The organism is Amycolatopsis sp. NPDC003676, assembly GCF_053587275.1.
The window spans coordinates 94752-110636 of the sequence record NZ_JBSFNS010000007.1 but is presented as its reverse complement, the minus strand read 5'-3'; the positions used below and the strand labels follow the sequence as shown (position 1 = coordinate 110636).

13 protein-coding genes are annotated in these 15885 nt (G+C 68.9%); 1 reads left to right on the top strand and 12 read right to left on the bottom strand.

The genetic code is table 11. The features are described from left to right. Window positions 1-86: 86 nt before the first annotated feature. Window positions 87-1259: a tRNA dihydrouridine synthase DusB gene (gene dusB, locus ACWDNU_RS06555; protein WP_449668034.1), complete on the top strand. Its 1173-nt coding sequence runs from the start codon at window positions 87-89 to the stop codon at window positions 1257-1259. Window positions 1260-1942: 683 nt separating this feature from the next. Here the strand turns inward: dusB and ACWDNU_RS06550 are convergent. From ACWDNU_RS06550 to ACWDNU_RS06495, 12 genes are all read right to left on the bottom strand, one after another. Continuing rightward, the gene (locus ACWDNU_RS06550) at window positions 1943-2299 is read right to left on the bottom strand and encodes a hypothetical protein (protein ID WP_449668033.1); all 357 of its coding nucleotides are present in this window, start codon (window positions 2297-2299) and stop codon (window positions 1943-1945) included. A gap of 322 nt (window positions 2300-2621) precedes the next feature. Continuing rightward, entirely contained in the window at window positions 2622-3347 is a 726-nt protein-coding gene (locus ACWDNU_RS06545; protein ID WP_449668032.1) for a class I SAM-dependent methyltransferase, read from the bottom strand. Window positions 3348-3473: 126 nt separating this feature from the next. Then, window positions 3474-4937, bottom strand: coding sequence for a pyruvate, phosphate dikinase (locus ACWDNU_RS06540; protein ID WP_449668031.1), 1464 nt, complete (start codon window positions 4935-4937; stop codon window positions 3474-3476). Continuing rightward, window positions 4934-5548, bottom strand: coding sequence for a hypothetical protein (locus ACWDNU_RS06535; RefSeq protein WP_370933313.1), 615 nt, complete (start codon window positions 5546-5548; stop codon window positions 4934-4936). Before ACWDNU_RS06535 ends, ACWDNU_RS06540 begins: the two co-directional genes overlap by 4 nt. 232 nt (window positions 5549-5780) lie before the next feature. Continuing rightward, window positions 5781-7385 carry an AMP-binding protein gene (locus ACWDNU_RS06530; RefSeq protein ID WP_449668030.1) on the bottom strand — a complete coding sequence of 535 codons (1605 nt, stop codon included), beginning with the start codon at window positions 7383-7385 and terminating at the stop codon, window positions 5781-5783. After that, the gene (locus tag ACWDNU_RS06525) at window positions 7385-8566 is read right to left on the bottom strand and encodes an acyl-CoA dehydrogenase family protein (RefSeq protein ID WP_449668029.1); all 1182 of its coding nucleotides are present in this window, start codon (window positions 8564-8566) and stop codon (window positions 7385-7387) included. Before ACWDNU_RS06525 ends, ACWDNU_RS06530 begins: the two co-directional genes overlap by 1 nt. Then, window positions 8563-10215, bottom strand: a complete 1653-nt coding sequence (locus ACWDNU_RS06520; RefSeq protein ID WP_449668028.1) for a PEP-utilizing enzyme — start codon at window positions 10213-10215, stop codon at window positions 8563-8565. Before ACWDNU_RS06520 ends, ACWDNU_RS06525 begins: the two co-directional genes overlap by 4 nt. Before the next feature lie 14 nt (window positions 10216-10229). Beyond that, window positions 10230-11432: an acyl-CoA dehydrogenase family protein gene (locus ACWDNU_RS06515; RefSeq protein WP_449668027.1), complete on the bottom strand. Its 1203-nt coding sequence runs from the start codon at window positions 11430-11432 to the stop codon at window positions 10230-10232. Between the two features lie 15 nt (window positions 11433-11447). Further along, a complete protein-coding gene (locus ACWDNU_RS06510) occupies window positions 11448-12674 on the bottom strand; it encodes an acyl-CoA dehydrogenase family protein (RefSeq protein ID WP_370933304.1) in 1227 nt (408 codons plus the stop codon). 30 nt (window positions 12675-12704) lie between these two features. Then, a complete protein-coding gene (locus ACWDNU_RS06505; protein ID WP_449668026.1) occupies window positions 12705-13595 on the bottom strand; it encodes a pyridoxamine 5'-phosphate oxidase family protein in 891 nt (296 codons plus the stop codon). Beyond that, a complete protein-coding gene (locus ACWDNU_RS06500) occupies window positions 13588-14397 on the bottom strand; it encodes a class II aldolase/adducin family protein (protein WP_449668025.1) in 810 nt (269 codons plus the stop codon). Before ACWDNU_RS06500 ends, ACWDNU_RS06505 begins: the two co-directional genes overlap by 8 nt. Next, complete coding sequence (locus tag ACWDNU_RS06495) at window positions 14390-15859, bottom strand: FAD/NAD(P)-binding protein (protein ID WP_449668024.1); 1470 nt, start codon at window positions 15857-15859, stop codon at window positions 14390-14392. The genes ACWDNU_RS06500 and ACWDNU_RS06495 overlap by 8 nt, the downstream gene beginning before the upstream one ends. Between the last annotated feature and the right edge of the window lie 26 nt (window positions 15860-15885).

Genomic DNA, 15885 nt, shown 5'->3' with positions numbered 1-15885 from the left:
CGTGGTCGAAACGGCGCGATGATCGGATCCGTAGCACTACTCAAACGCTGGACACGAGATGGTCTCGTCACCATGGAGCTGCCCGGATGCGTGTGCCGTACGTCACCGGCGACAATGGAAGCGTGACTGCCACGTTGAGCGCGCCCACGTTGAAGATCGGCCCCTACCAGGTCGATCCTCCCGTCGTGCTCGCTCCGATGGCCGGGATCACCAACGTGGCGTTCCGGCAGCTCTGCCAGGAGTACGGCGCGGGCATCTACGTGTGCGAGATGATCACCGCCCGCGCGGTCGTCGAGCGGCACCCCGGCACGATGCACATGATGACCTTCGGCGAGCACGAAAAGCCGAGGTCCATGCAGCTCTACGGGGTCGACCCGAAGACGATGGCCGAGGCGGTCCGGATCATCGTCGGCGAAGGCCTCGCCGACCACGTGGACAGCAACTTCGGGTGCCCTGTCGCGAAGGTTACGCGGAAGGGCGGCGGCGCGGCGCTGCCGTTCAAGCGGCGGCTGTTCGCGGACATCGTGCGCGAGTCGGCGAAGGCGGCGGCTGAGGGCGGCGTTCCGTTCACCGTGAAGTTCCGTGTCGGCATCGACGACGACCACCAGACGTTCCTCGACGCCGGACGCATCGCCGAAGCCGAGGGCGCGGCTGCCGTCAGCTTGCACGCGCGCACGGCCGCGCAGCGCTACTCCGGCCAGGCCGACTGGACCAAGATCGCTGCTCTCAAGGAGGCCGTCACCAGCATTCCGGTGCTGGGCAACGGCGACATCTTCTCCGCCGACGACGCCCTGCGCATGGTCAGCGAAACCGGCTGCGACGGCGTCGTCGTCGGACGCGGCTGTCTGGGCCGGCCATGGCTGTTCGGCGAGCTGGAAGCCGCGTTCGCCGGGCGGCCGCTGCCGACTCCGCCGAACCTCGGCGAGGTCGCGAAGGTGCTCCGCCGCCATACCGAACTGCTCATCGAGCACGACGGCCACGACAAGGCGATGCGCGACATCCGCAAGCACATGGCCTGGTACCTGATGGGCTTCCCGGTCGGCTCCGAACTTCGCCGCGGTTTCGCCATGGTGACGAGCATGAACCAGCTCGACGACCTGATCGCCCAACTGGACCACGACGCCCCGTTCCCGTCCGCCGCCACCGGGCCGCGCGGGCGGCAAGGCTCCCCGGGCAAGGTCACGCTGCCGCACGGCTGGCTCGACGACCCCGACGACGACTGCGTCCCCGAAGCCGAAGACATGCACTCCGGCGGCTGACGCTCGTCGGGTACCGGTCCCGTCGGCGCGCGACCAATGATTGTGCCGTCAGCCTGGCGCAGTTGCCGATTTAGGCTAGAGCGTCAGCGGCGACGATGGTTCCGTTGGGATAGGGGTTCCTTCGGGCCTGGTGACCAGGCCGTCCGTTTGCACCGGGACCAAGGCGGTGCGTTTGACGTGGCTGCTGGCGTACGGCGTCGCGGCCACGAGCCGATCGAGACCGCGAAGCTCTCCGGATCCTGATGAGCACACGAGCCGGCGCGGTCAGCGCGCGCACGGCCGCGATCTACCGCCTCAAGGGCCTGATCGTTTCCGCTCCAGACGAGCCGCGGGCAGAGCGGGGCGACCACACCAGCGACTCCCAGATCGACTACTGCGCGAAGTTGCGTGACCGGCCCGCCCACGCAGCGCGGGTGAGCACTTCCGCTGGCGAGGGCAGGTCCCGTCCAGCCGCAGTCGGCGAGCAGCAAACCGCTCCGGCGAAAGGGGGATCCTGCCGCGAAGGCGAGCGCGTCCAAGCAGATCCGAGCCTGGGGCGCGAAAGCAAGCACTCGTCCGCCGAGCGGGGACGTTCGATCATTCGCCCAGTCCGATGCGTTCCCGCTCGGACAGCACGATCTCGAACAGCCTGCGGACCACGACGCGACATTGCAACACCTACCCGCATTTTCAGACGCGACACACTAGCTCGGAATAGACATGATTCGATACGCTGCGGCCGAGGTGTTCGCCATCTCGCCAACCACGGTGCCCACATAATTCGAGCACTGGTTGTCGGAGAAGAGTTCGAGCACTTTGCTGTCACCGTACCCGCGCGCCGCGGACCGCGCGGTCGTGATTCCGAGATACGCCACTGAACGACAGCCGCTGCCAGTCGGGACACTCACCTTTTCCCCAGCGAACCCGGTGGCGGAAAACAAGCAGTACCCGTCTTGCTGGCAGTGCGCGCTGACGTCGGCGAGAGCCGGAGATCCAGCCGATATGCTCACAAGAAAGATCCCGGAAAGCATGGTGGCGACGGACGCCGACTTGAGCAGCATGAAATTTCTCCAATGCTAGAACGTGCGGACACGAAGAGTCTTGCCGGTTGGCTTTGGCGAGCATTGAGTCAACAGGCGTCGCGCGGGTGAATAATTTCAGCGCGGCCACCGTGAGGAATTCTCCGCATGTCACGGGCACATTAGTTCGACTCCGCCGCGAAGACCTGGTGCAAGCGTGCCATGCTGAGACCGGTGTTCGCAATCGAACTGTTTACTCGGAAGGACGGCTGAGTACACGTGCACACGAAAACGGCCGGTCCCCATCTGTTCGGAACCGGCCGTTTTGTCGCGGTCACCCGGAGAGGGCACCGCGGAGGCAGGGCTACTTCACCGGAAGGTCACGGCGGACTGAAGCGAGCAGTCCGACCGCGGGAAGCATGTTTCCGGCGATGCGGCGCTCCTCGGCTTCGCGCATGGTGTTCAGGGCACCGGGGACTCGAGTGGCCGGCTCGGTCCAGACACCGCCGCGGCCATCGACGAGGCGCCACAGGATGCTCGTGTCCACCACGGTCAAGTCGGAACCGACGCGGCTCAGCGCTTCCAGCATCGCGGAGCCGCGCTGGAGGCGGTGGTGACCGCTGACCCAGGCGTCGAGCAGGTTGTCGGCCGGGACGTCAGCCTCCATCAAGCCGGTGGCGACCAGCATCGCGCGATTGTCGTAGATGAAGTGCGCGGCGGCGGTGTCCACCCGCTCCCAGGCGAATTCCTCGATGATGATCCGGCCGCCCGGAGCCAGCAATGTGCCCGCGTGGGCCAGCAGGGCGTCGAGGTTCTCGGCGTGGTGCAGGGATCGGGTGAACAACACGACGTCGTATTCACCGGAGACGTCGCTGAGGTCCGAATGGAGGACGTTCACTCCGAGTTCTTTCGCCGCGGCAGCGGCATCGGCATCGCGGTCGACACCGGTGACCTCGTAGCCCAGGTCAGCCAAGGCTGCGGCCAAGGCGCCGCGGCCGCAACCTGCCTCAAGGATCCGTGCCGGAGCCGGCGGCAGCAGTGGCTTCAGATGAGTGAGCGTGTGGGGCACCGCGACAGTGGACAAATTCATTTGTCCAACTTTACAATGCGCCGGTCAGGTTCGGAAGATCGGCACGCAGGTGTTTCGACGGTGATTTGACAGAATTCGGAAGACACTGGCGTCGCCGTGGAAATTCAGGCATTCCGTGGCCTGAATTCATTTCGAATGCCGCTCCCGCGGCTCAGCCGAGCTCAGGAACTGTCGTGCACTGGGCAGATCCAGTGCGCCCTGTGCCCATTCCGCGAGGACGGCAAGATCCGCTTCAACCATTGTGCCCGCCCGCGCGGCCGGAAGCGCTCCCGCATACACGAGGCCCGACGAGCCGTCCACGGTCACCACCTGGCCACTCAACGCGGTCAGCGTGCCGGATCCGCAGCCGACCACGCACGGCACGCCCAGTTCCCGGCAGACCACGGCCGCGTGCGACGTGCTGCCGCCGGATTCGGTGATCACCGCGCGCGCGAGGGACATGGCTGCGACATCGTCCGGCGCCGTCGTCCGGCGCGCCAGCACGACACTGACGCCGTCCTGGGATTTCCGTTGTGCGGCATCGGGATCGGAGACGACCACACCGACGCCGACGCCAGGACCAGCCGGTTTGCCCCGGGCCAGCACTTTCCCGTCAGTCGCCGAATCCGCACTGATGACCGGCCGCAGCAGCGCGTCGAGCTGCTCCGGCCGCACTCGCTCCAGCGCTTCGGCCCGGCTGATCATCCCCTCCCGCGCCATCGCCACCGCATGGCGGACCACCGCCTCCGGAGAACGTTTGGCCACCCGCGACTGCAGCAACCACAACGTGCCCGATTCGACGGTGAACTCGATATCCTGCACATCGCGGGAGTCCCGCTCCAGGACCCCGGCCCAGGCACGGAGTTCCTGGTACACCTCGGGCAGTTCGTCGCGCAGCTCACTGAGCGGGCGGGCGTCGACCCGGCCCGCCACGAGATCCTCCCCCTGTCCGCCGCGCAGCCACTCGCCGTAGAGGCCGGCATCGCCCGCGACCGGATCGCGGCTGAACACGACGCCGGTTCCCGAACGGCCGTCCCGGTTGCCGAACACCATCGCCTGCACGGTCACCGCGGTGCCGCCGTTGTCGCCAAGTCCGTGGTGGGCACGGTAGGCGACCGCACGTGGCGACATCCACGACTCCAGCACGGAGGTGATCGCGAGCCGCAGTTGCGCCCACGGGTCGGCCGGCGGTCGTTCGCCGACGACTTCCGCGAACTGTCCGGAGAATCTGCGCCGGGTGTCCGCGGCGTGCCGGCCGAGGGCCCGTTCCGCGTCCGCGGTCAAGCCGACATTGAGGACGGTGTCCATCATCCCGGGCATGCTGACCGCCGCCCCGGATCGCACCGAGACCAGCAACGGACGCGGTCCGCGGCCGAACGTCCGCCCCGTCGCCCGTTCCAGCCCGCGCACAAATTCCGGCAGCCCTTCCCAGACTCCCGCCGGCACCCGCCGCGAGTCCTGGTAGTACCGCCGGCAGACCTCGGTGGTGACCACGAATGCCGGTGGCGTCGGCACGCCGAGGGCGACGAACCGGTCGATGCCTGCGGCCTTGGCGCCGAGCACGTCGCGGTCGCCGCCGGCGGACCCGTTCAGCGACCGGAGGCCGTTCACTCCGCTCGTCCCGCGAGCGCCTCGTCCGCGCGGGCCAGTCCGGTCAGCCCGAGCAGTTCTTCGTGCAGTTCGAACCAGATCGTGTGGTAACTGTCGACCAGCGGGCTGGTCAGCCAAGCCCGCTCGTTGCCTCGTACCTTGGCCAGCGCATGGGCGAGCCGATGCGGATAGGGCGCCAGCCGGGGCGCGAGACCGACGATCGCCGCCAGGTCAACGCGGGCGGCCTCGTGCAGGCCGGCCAGCCTTTCGATGACCTGTGCGTCATAGTCCGCGTCACCGTGGTCGTTGACCGTGGTGTCGTCGATCAGCTGCCAGTCGGTGAAAATCCGCTTGACGACGGCATTGTGCTCGACGAAACGGCCGTAGGCCGCGACGATGCCCGAGCGGTCCACTCGCTCCCGCTCCACGGCGAGCTGCCGGTCCAGCCGGTCGCGTCCAGCCGGGGTCAGGCGGAACCGTCCTTGTTCTTCGACGCACCACTCGCCCGCCGTCATGCTCCGCAAAATCTGCCGCAGCGCTTCGCCGCGGACGCCAGTCGCCGCGGCTATGTCCCGCTCCGCCGGACGGCCTTTGAGCTGCAGCACCCGCAGCACTCCCGTTTCCTCTGACATCGGCGTTCTCCACAGTCGTGCGGTCGGCGGCGGTCCACTCGTCGCCCGCGAACCCGCCGGCGACGAGTGGACCGCACAACAGCCAAAGCCATCACGAACACGGTGCGGGAAAACGCCACGCGCCCGTGCGACTTATCGGCAACAAATTAGTTTTCAGTAAGGGCAGCTCATGTTTTACTCCTTAATAGTTGGGAGATGCCGGCTCAATGACTCCCCGCCGACAAAGAAAAGGCTAACAGGATCCGATAATCGCGGCAAGGTTTCGCGTCATTCGGGAACGGCTGATTTTGCCGATGCCGGTTTTGACGACATCTTCCTTGGCCACTGGGCAAACCCGGCTCACCTTGAGGCCGAGCCGGTTCGCGACGTGGTCGACGACGCGCCAGTTCTCCACATCCGAAGAATTCCCGGAACGGGGATGGAAAAAGACCGCCAGCCCATTTCCGGAACTGTCGGCTCCAGCGACCGTGAAGGATGGTTCGACAAAGTCGAGCTCCTCGACGGCGGCCTCGATCTCATGTCCGTAGCAGGCGGTGCCCGCGATTTCGATGACGTCGTCGGCCCGCCCGGTCACCGTGAGCGCTCCGGCCGAGACGAAGCCAAGGTCGCCGGTCTTGAACCAGCCGTCCTCGGTGAACGACTGACGGTTTTGTCTTTCGTTGCCGCGGTACCCCGGCGTCACCGGCGAGCCGGCGACTTGCACCCACCCCACCTCGCCGGTCTTTCTCAGCCTGCCGACATCGTCGACCACGCGCACGGAAACCCCTGGATGCGGTGTGCCGACGCTGACGAACCGATCGTCGTCGCCGCTTTCCCCGGCGGAAAACACGCAGTCGACCACGCCCGAAGACGTCTCCGACATGCCCCATCCAGGATGCATCGCGGTGGACGGCAGGCCGAAGGGCGCGAGCAGGTCGAGAAAACGCCGCGCCACCTTCGGCTTCACCGCCTCGCCGCCGTTCATGAGGTAGTCCAGCCCGCTGAGGTCCCAGTTCCGTCCCGCGATCCGTTCCGGCTGAGCGGCGACCAGGCCGAAGGCGTAGTTGGGCGCCCAGGTCGTATCGCAGCGGTGCTCGCTGATCAGGTCCAGCCAGCGCAGCGGATCCTCGAGCACCCAGGAAGTCCTGGCGTGCACCTGGTGACACCCGAGCAGGACGTCCCTGGCGTGGAACATGATCAGGCCTCCCACGTGGTCGAGAGGCATCCAGTTGAAAGTCCGGTTGCGGTGGGACAGGTTCCGCGCGATGGCGGTCGCCCAAGACCTGCTCAGGATATTGCGCTGGGTCAGCATGACCGCCTTGGGCAGTCCGGTACTGCCGGAGGTGAGCAGCAACGCGGCCAGGTCCTCGGGACCCGCGGCGTGGAAGTCGCGCGCCGGAGCACCGGCACGGAGCCGAGCCGCCCCGCCGAGCCACCGCGGCGCCCCGGGATCCGCCGCGGAGACCAGCCACGGTTCGCCGCCGATCACGCGGATTCCGTCCCGCATCGCCGCCGCGGGAGACGAGCCGCCCGCAGGCGCGTCCGCGGCCAGCGGAACCGGGACGAATCCGCCGAGCTGACAGGCCCAGAACACCGCAAGCAGGTCGGGCTCGTCCCTGAGCTGGACGAGCACCCGGTCTCCCGCCGCGACGCCCTCGTCCCGCATTCCGCGCAAAATCCGCGCGGCGTCGAGCAACAAGTCCGCATAGGACAGAACACGATGCGGAACCGCGCCGTGCCGGAAAACGATTTCGCCCGCGTCGGCCCTCCGCGCGGCCCGGATGAGCGTCTCCGCCAGGTTCCGCGCCGGCAGGTCCGGAAGCGGATCGCCGTGCAGCACGGCGAGGTCGCCGGCCATCAGTTCACGATCCCGAGCGCGAGCGGGAACCGCGGCGTGCCCCCGAGCAGGAAGGCACCCGCGGACTGCACGATCTGGTCCTGTGCCATGACGTGCTGGCACATCGTCTCCAGGTCCCGCAGCCAGCGATCCATCGGCGACGACCGGTAGATCGATCCGGTGGCCAGCAGGTCGTAGAGCTTTCGCACGACCGTGCGGGCCTGCCGCATCGCGGCCAGCCTGGTCAGCATCGTCTCGACTCGCTCGTCGGGAGTGAACTCGTCCAGCGTCGCGCCCGCTTCCATCCGCTCCCAGCGGTACGCGAGGCTCCGGTACACCCCGCGCCGGACGGCGGCGAGGTCCATCTCGCACTCGGCGATGGCGCACTGGACGCGATAGTCGTCCGCCCAGCGCTCACCGGTCATCCGGTTCTCTTTGCCGCGCACGACATCCCGTGCGTAATCCAGCGCGGCCCTGGCCACGCCCAGCGCCACCGCGGGCATCTTCCGCATGAGCGCGTCCGGCGCGGCCAGCGGTCCGGTCCGGGTCGGCTCGCCGAGGCTGAAGGTGTGTTCCTCCGGCACGAACACATCGCTGATGGTGTAGTCGACGCTGCCGCTGCCGGCCAGTCCGGTGGCGTGCCAGTTGTCGATCAGCTCGACCTCGCCGGGGCGCACCATCATGACGCGCCAGTACGGTTTTCCGCTCGCGGAACGCTCCAGCTCGCCGTCGGCGTGCACGAAAGCGCCCGCGGAGACCCAGTCGGCGTGCGCGATCCCGCTCGCGAAGGACCACCGGCCGCTGACCCGGTACCCGCCCGGCACCCGGTCCGCCCGGCCCATCGGCGGCAACATGCCCGCGGCGATCACGTCCAGTGCCGGGAACATCTCCCGGACCGCCGCGTCCGACAGCGCGTACAGCCCCGCGTCCATGCCGATCATCGCGCACCAGCCGGCGGACGTGTCCCCGGACGAAAGCACCTCGATCACTTCGACCTGCTGAGCGGACGTCAATCCGGGACCACCGAATTCCTTCGGGAAGCCCATCCGGAACACGCCGGTGCCCCGCAGGAGTTCCACCACCTCCGCCGGCAGTCGCCGGTGTTCTTCGATCTCCGCCGAATACGCGCGCAACCGCGGCACCACCGCCTTGGCCGCGGCGAAAATCTCTTGTGGAGTGTTCGGCACTTCGACCGTTGTCATTCGCCTGGACCTTTCCGTTCGCCTGCCGTGACCGGCTCGGCCCGGTTGAGCACCTCGACCGCCCCGGTGTTGCCGTCCACCCGGACCCGGTCACCGGTGCGCAGCGTCGTGGTCCCGTCTCCCGTGCCGACGACGCAGGGAACGCCGACCTCGCGAGCGACCACCGCGGCGTGGCTGAGCAGCCCGCCGACATCCACGACCAAGGCGCCGGACAGGAACAGCACCGATGCCCAGCTCGGGTCCGTGGAGCGGCAGACCAGCACCTCGCCCTTCCGGACCTCGGCGAACGCGGCACTGTCCAGGACGCGGACCGTGCCTTCGGCGACGCCCCCGCTGGCTCCGATCCCGCGCACCGAGTCGCGTCCGGCCTCGGGCCGCCGCACCGCGACCGCCTCGACCGGTGCCGGGTTTCCGCGCCAGCACGCCGGAAGCACCGCGGCCTGGAACGCCTCTCGCTGTGCACGCCGCTCATCGACGATGTCGGCGGCTCCACGCGACGGCAGCTCGGCCAGTTCGTCCGCGGTGAAGTAGAAAACGTCCTCGGGGTCCGCCAGCATCCCGGCGTCCGCGAGGTGCGAACCCATCCGGCGGGCCGCGCCGCGCGCGACGTCCAGTGCCTGGAGAAAGGCCGCCTTGGCAACGCCGCGCAGCGGTATCCGGGACGCTGCCAGCGCGAGCACGAACCGCGCCGGAGCGCGCCGCAGCGGCGGCAGCGAGGCGATCAGTGCTCGTTCGGCTTCCCGCCGCTCCTCGGCACGCCGCACGGCGGCCGCCGCCGGGTCCGCGTGCTCGTCGAGGGTCGCGTACTGCTCGGCCAGCTGGCGAACCGGAGCCGGGTCCTCCCGCCACGTCCGGCTGGACACCTCGCCCTCGTCGGGACCGTGGTAGCCGTGGCAGGCCAGGAACTCCGGCATCGTGATCTGGTCTCGCCCCAGCTTCCACAGGTCGTGGATCAGCTCCGTCTCGGCGTGGTCGCCCTGTCCGCCCACAACGGCGTTGGCCTGTTCCGCGGTCAGCTCCGCCCGGTCGATCAATGCGTTCAGCCGGTCGTAGACGGGCTGCACGCCGACAAACAGGCCGGCGGCCTGAACCCGGAGCATCTCTGTGAAAACGGCCCGCGCGTCGAGCAGCGAGGCCTGGGCAGCCGCCAGGTCGAGCGTGTCCAGCCGCCGCGTCCAGTGCTGCCACCAGCCCTTGACCGGCGCGGCACGGCTGAGCACATCGTTGCGGATCGTGGCTTGGGCGTAGGGCATCTTCACCGCGACCGCCGGCCAGCGGCGCCGGGTGCTGCGTGCCGGAATGCTCGCGGGCAGCTCGCCGAGGAACTGGCGGGCGATCGCGTCCGGCGCGCTGCCGGGCAGGCTCGCGCCCATCTGGCAAAAGAAGTTCACGTTCAGCGCGCCACGCCCGTAGAACACCGAAATGAGCCGGTCTTCGACGCGATCGGGCACGCGGACCTCGGCGCGGGGCAACGCGCCTACGCGCGCATAGCAGTCGCGGATGCCGACCTCCACTCCCGGCGCGCACAACGACCAGCTCAGCGGAGTGACGACACCGGGGAACGCTTCGCCGACGTTGGTCGTGCTCCAGAACGTGTCCGGATCGGAGTGGGAGTGCAGCGGACCTTGCGGCGGATCAAAAGGGGCCATCCGGGCACCAACTCCTAGTCGAGAATTCCGAGCACCAGCGGGTTCTGCGGGACGCCGCCGAGCAGAAACGCGCCGGCGGACTGGATAATCTGGTCCTGTGCCATGAAGTGCTGGCACATCGTTTCCGTGTCCCGCAGCCAGCGGTCCATCGGCGACGACCGGTAGATCGATCCGGTGGCCAGCAGGTCGTAGAGCTTTCGCACGATCGCCCGGCAGCTGCGGAAGGCGTTCGCCCTCGCCAGCATCGTGTCGATCCGTTCCCCGCTGTCCAGGTCGGCCTGGGCCGCCCCGTCCGCCAGGCGGGCCCAACGGTGGTCGAGGCTGCGGTAGACGGCCCGCCGCGCGGCCGCGAACTCCATTTCGCACTCGCCGATCGCGACCTGGACGCGGTAGTCGTCCGCCCATGGCTTCCCGGTCGCCCGGTTCACCGCGCTGGAGACCCGTTCCCGAACATGGTCGAGGGCGGCCCGAGCCGCGCCGAGCGGCACCCCTGGCATTTTGCGCATCTGCAGGTCGGGGGTCGAAAGCGGCCCGGTCCGCACGCGCGGTTCCCGGAAACTGAACGAGTGCGCGGCGGGCACGAAGACGTCGTGCGCGGTGTAGTCCATGCTGCCGGTGCCGGCCAGGCCGGTGGTCCGCCAGTTGTCGATCAGCGTCACTTCATGGGGCCGCACCAGCATGACGCGCCAGTCCGGCCCGCCGGCGGCGGTGCCGTCGCGCTCGCCGTTCGTGTACGTGTGCGCCCCGGCGAACACCCAGTCGGCGTGGGCGATCCCGCTGCCGAATCCCCAGCGGCCGCTCAGCCGGTAGCCGCCGGGGACGCGGTCCGCGCGACCGGCCGGGGCCAGCATGCCCGCGGTGCTCATGTCCAAGACCGGGAACATCTCGCGGACCGCGGACTCGGACAGGTAGTTGGCGAAAAGACCGCTGTCCATGCCGACCATGGCGCACCACCCGGCCGAAGTGTCCCCATAGGACAGTTCTTCCAGCACCCTCGTCTGCTCGGCCGCGGTCAGCTCCGGCCCGCCGAACTCCGCGGTGAAACCCATCCGGAAAACACCCGTGCCCCGCACCAGTTCCACGACGTCCGGGGGAAGCCGCCGGTCCTGCTCGATCCTCGCCGAACGCTCCCGCAGGTCCGGCACGATCGCCCGGACCGCGGCCAGGATGCCTTCCGCCGTGTGCGGCACGGGTTCCGCGGTGTTCACTGTGGTCATGGCAGGCCGTCCCGGTTATTCGGTGATGCCCACGGCGAACGGGAACCGCGGCGTGCCGCCCAGCAGGTAAGCCCCCGCCGACTGCACGATCACGTCCTGGGCCATCACGTGCTGGCACATCGTGTTCAGGTCCCGCAGCCAGCGATCCATCGGCGACGGCTTGTAGATCGACGTGGTGGCCAGCAGGTCGTACAGCCTGCGGACGATGTCCAGCGCACCCCGGAACGCCTTGAGCGCCAGCAGCACCGTCTCGACCCGTTCCTCCGGGGTGAGATCGGCGTACGCGACGCCCGACTCGAGCCGGTCCCACTTGTGTTCGATGCTGCCGTACACCCCGTGCCGCATGGTGAGGAAGTCCGCCTCGCACGAGCCGAGTTCGAACTGGACGCGATAGTCGTCCGCCCACCGCTGGCCGGTCATCCGGTTCACCTTGGCGGCGGCCAGTTCTCGCACATAGTCCAGCGCGGCTCGCGCGGCGCCCAGCGGCACTCCCGGCATCTTGCGCATCAGCGCGTCCGGCGCGGACAGCGGGCCGCCGCGGCTCAACGGCTTGCCGAAGCTGAACGTGTGGTCCTCCGGCACGAACACATCGTCGATCTCGTAGTCGACGCTGCCGCTGCCCGCCAAGCCCGTCGCGTGCCAGGTGTCGATCACCTTGACGTTTTCGGGCCGGACGAGCATCACCCGCCAGTTCGGGTTTCCGTGCTCATTGCGGTCCTGCTCCCCTTCGGTGTAAGTGAAAGCGCCCGCGGAAACCCAGTCCGCGTGCGTGACGCCGCTGCCGAGATTCCAGTGCCCGCTGAGCCGGTAACCCCCGGGAACCCGCTCGGCACGGCCGTTCGGATTGATCAGGCCCCCGGTGATCATGTCCGGCGAGGGAAACATTTCGCGGACCGCGGCCGGCGAAAGATAAGCGGAGTACAGCCCGCTGTCCATTCCGATCATGCCGCACCAGCCCGCGGCGGTGTCCCCATAGGACAGTGCCTCGATGACCCTGGTCTGCTCGGCGGAAGTGAGGCCGGCGCCGCCGAACTCACTTCCGAACCCCATCCGGAACACGCCCGCGCCGCGCATCAACTCCACGACATCCGCGGGCAGCCGCCGGTTCTGCTCGATCTCCACCGAACGGTCCCGCAATTCGGGGGCTATCGCCCGCACCGCGGCGAGGATCTCCTCGGCGGTGTTCGGCACCGCGCCGTTCGGCACGGCGGTATTCGGTTGCGGGGATTCGAGAATGGTCATCGATCGCGTCCTTGGTCTCGGTTGTGCGAATCAGGGGTTGAACGGAGAGCCCTCCCCGCGCTGCCAGCGCAGGGTGGTGGCGTTGTCGACCTGGACGACTCGCCGCACCGCGAAATGAATGGTCCGTCTCGCGCCGGGCCTCGACCGGTCGTGCCAATCGACGTGGCTTTCCCCGGTGATATGCAGCGTATTTCCCCGATGCCAATCCAGGAAGAGCAATCCGCACCGGGAATCGAGTTCCAGATTGCCCAGCGTCATGTAGAACGAGTTGCCCCGGTAGTCCGGCCAGCTGAGCCGCCGGCTCCCGTCGACCGTGACGAAACCGGGTCGCCCGCCCCGGTGGCTGAGGTCGGCCCCGTGTCCCGCGGCCTGGCTCGCGACGAAGAAGGTGTCCGCCGAGGCGATCCAATCCTGTTGCCGCGCGGTGAGTTCCGCCCCGGTGACCGCACGAGCGAGGGCGGGTTCCGCGTCGGCGGCGAATTCGCGTTTCTGGATGTACTTGGGACAGTTGCGCAATACCTGCTCGGTGCGCATCACCAAACCGGCTCCATCGCGGTGGACCCGGCCGTTCGCCCGCACCCGCCGGCACCGGGACTGGTCGAGGGCGAGCATCCCGCAGTCTCGCGGCTCCTCGAACGCCGCGCGCAACGGGTCGCCGTCCGCGGGGAGGCCGGAGATCCGGATCGTCCGCTCGTCGGCCGGCGTCGCGAATCCCTTGGCACCGGACACAATCGTGGCCCAGACCAGGTCGTCGGCCACCGCGCCCAGCACGATCATCCGCCGGTCGGCGATGACCTCGGCGGGCCCGTCCCCGATCTCCGGGCCGAACATCGGCGAGCCGCGCCCGGGCCCGCCCTCGCCGACCCGCCTCTGCACTGCCTGCTCGCCCGCGTGCGCGCGGCCGGCGGCCAGCTCATTCATCGAGCAGATCCGGTTGCTCGTGAACGATTTCGTCCCACATCGGCTGGAAGCTGAACCAGGCGAGCTGCGGGTCGCCGAACCCGTCGCGGGCGAGCCGGGCCTGCCGCTCGGTCATCGTCTTCACCGGGCCCGCCGCGTTGGCGAGCAGTTGCACCTGGGCACAGCTGTCGTAGGTGAAGAACCAGTGCATCGCCTCCTCCAGCGAGCCGCCGACGGTGATCAGCCCGTGGTGGCGCAACAACATCGCCCGCTTGCCCGCGATCCGGTCGGCGATGTCCCGGCCCTGCTCCACGCTGATCGCCGGCCCGTCGTAATCGTCGTAGAGCACCTGATTGTCGTGGAAGGCGGCGGCTTCCTGGTCGATCGGCTCCAGCAGCCTGCCCAGCGCGCCGAGTGCGCGGCTGTGCGCGGTGTGGCCGTGCGCGATCCCGTCGGCGCCGGGGCACCGCTGGTGGATCTGCGCGTGGATGGCGAACGCACTCGGGTTGACCCGGTGCTTGCCCGCGACGACGACGCCCTTGGCATCCACACAGATCAGGTCAGCCACCGTGACCCGCTTGAACGAAACGCCGAACGGGTTCACCCAGAACAGATCCGGGTCTTCCGGGTCGCGCACCGAGATGTGCCCGGAGATCCCTTCGCCGAAGCCGTGCTTGCCGAACAGCCGGATCGCCGCGGCCAGCCGTTGCTTGCGGTAGCGGCGCTCGTCGTCGGCCGAGCCGAACACCGGCGGAGCGGGGATGGGCAGGCCGGTCTTGGTGTCGGCGAGGTGCGCCGACAGAGCCGCGTATTGCTCAAGCACAGTTTCCTTCTCTCCGCCGGGACTGCTCGGCGAGAACATCGGTGACGATGTCGTGGCAGCGGTCGACCAGTGACGGGACTCCGAAAGTGAAGAAGAACGTCCCGCCCGCGAGGTCGCCGATCGCGTAGATGCCGGGGTTGGCGAGGCTGGTCCCGACCAGCCTGCTGGTAGCGGTGTCGACGCACAGACCGCCGTCGGGATGCGGGATGGCAAGGCGTTCCTCGAACAGCGAGTTGATCAGCCGGCGCGCGCCCGTCCCGATGCGGTGCGCCGGTGCGTTGACGCCGTTGACTACGTGGCGGACCCCGAATTCGGCGCTGTCGGTGGTGATGGCGAACCCGCCCGCCGCCGGTGCGGCGACGTTCCGGACCCCGCCGGACACCGTGAGCTGACCGGCGTCGATCAGCCGCAGGAGGGTCTTCGCGCTGCGCGGCGGCATCGGGCAGCACAGGCTCATCATCGTCCGGAAATGCGGCCCGAGCACATGCTGCCGGACGCCTTCGGGCAGCAACGGCCACAGGTCCGGACCACACACGTGCACTGCCTGCTGCAGCACCCGCAGCCCGACCCGGCGGCAGCCGACATCGGCCAACTGCCGGCGCAGCCGCACCGCCGGCAGCTCCTCGCGGATCCCCGAAATCTCCTGCCAGACCTCGTCGAGGTCGGCACCCGCCTCGGCCAGCTCGATCCGGAGCAACTCGATCGCCGCGGACAGCTCGAGCCGCTGATGCCGCCCGGCCAGCTCGTGCAGCTTCGCGGGCACGAAGTGCTTTAACTCGTAGGAGATCGGTTTCTGCCGCACGGCGGGCAGCACTCCGCGGCGGGACAGCAGGGTGAGCCGCCCTCGGTGCCCGCGCGCCTCGAGCGCGGCCAAGACGTCCACCGCGGTCAAGCCGGTTCCGATGACGCCGACGCTGTCGTCCGGGTCGATCGCGGACAGGCTCGACGAGACCGGATACGGCTCGCCGACGAAGTTCTCTTTGCCCGCCAATCCGTACGTGTCCCTCGGCTTGCCGCCGCCGACCGCGAGCACCGCGTGATCGCACCGGACGTGCGGGCCTTTCCTGGTCCGCAGGACGACTTGGCCGCCATGACAACGCGCGCCCACCACCGCGTCGCGGACGACGGCCACCCGCCACCCCCGTGCCCGGAGCCGTGCGATCCCGTCGCGCGCGGTGGCCTCGAGATACTCGCCGTACACCGTGCGCGGCGCGAACTCGGCGGTATGGCCCCCTGCCGCCATCCACCGCGCGTAGTGGCCCGGATCCCGGTGCCGCACCGACATGTCCTCGGCCGGCGAATTGACCCGGATCACCTCGGCGTCGCGCTGGTACGCCCGCCCTCGCCACAGTTGCGGCGAAGGGTCGAACACAGTCAGTTCGCCAGCGGGGTGAGCGGACTGCGCGAGCGCGTCGACGATGCACACTGAGGACGCGCCCGCGCCGACAATCGCGATCTTCACCGTCCACCCCCTCCTGCCGCCGCTGC

What these genes read in the sequence shown, in the direction of transcription:
- ACWDNU_RS06535 (WP_370933313.1), bottom strand. Translation starts at nt 5,548, where the DNA reads ATGTCAGAGGAAACGGGAGTGCTGCGGGTGCTGCAGCTCAAAGGCCGT.
- ACWDNU_RS06545 (WP_449668032.1), bottom strand. Translation starts at nt 3,347, where the DNA reads ATGAATTTGTCCACTGTCGCGGTGCCCCACACGCTCACTCATCTGAAG.
- ACWDNU_RS06505 (WP_449668026.1), bottom strand. Translation starts at nt 13,595, where the DNA reads ATGAATGAGCTGGCCGCCGGCCGCGCGCACGCGGGCGAGCAGGCAGTG.
- ACWDNU_RS06510 (WP_370933304.1), bottom strand. Translation starts at nt 12,674, where the DNA reads ATGACCATTCTCGAATCCCCGCAACCGAATACCGCCGTGCCGAACGGC.
- ACWDNU_RS06515 (WP_449668027.1), bottom strand. Translation starts at nt 11,432, where the DNA reads ATGACCACAGTGAACACCGCGGAACCCGTGCCGCACACGGCGGAAGGC.
- ACWDNU_RS06550 (WP_449668033.1), bottom strand. Translation starts at nt 2,299, where the DNA reads ATGCTGCTCAAGTCGGCGTCCGTCGCCACCATGCTTTCCGGGATCTTT.
- ACWDNU_RS06530 (WP_449668030.1), bottom strand. Translation starts at nt 7,385, where the DNA reads ATGGCCGGCGACCTCGCCGTGCTGCACGGCGATCCGCTTCCGGACCTG.
- ACWDNU_RS06520 (WP_449668028.1), bottom strand. Translation starts at nt 10,215, where the DNA reads ATGGCCCCTTTTGATCCGCCGCAAGGTCCGCTGCACTCCCACTCCGAT.
- dusB (WP_449668034.1), top strand. Translation starts at nt 87, where the DNA reads ATGCGTGTGCCGTACGTCACCGGCGACAATGGAAGCGTGACTGCCACG.
- ACWDNU_RS06525 (WP_449668029.1), bottom strand. Translation starts at nt 8,566, where the DNA reads ATGACAACGGTCGAAGTGCCGAACACTCCACAAGAGATTTTCGCCGCG.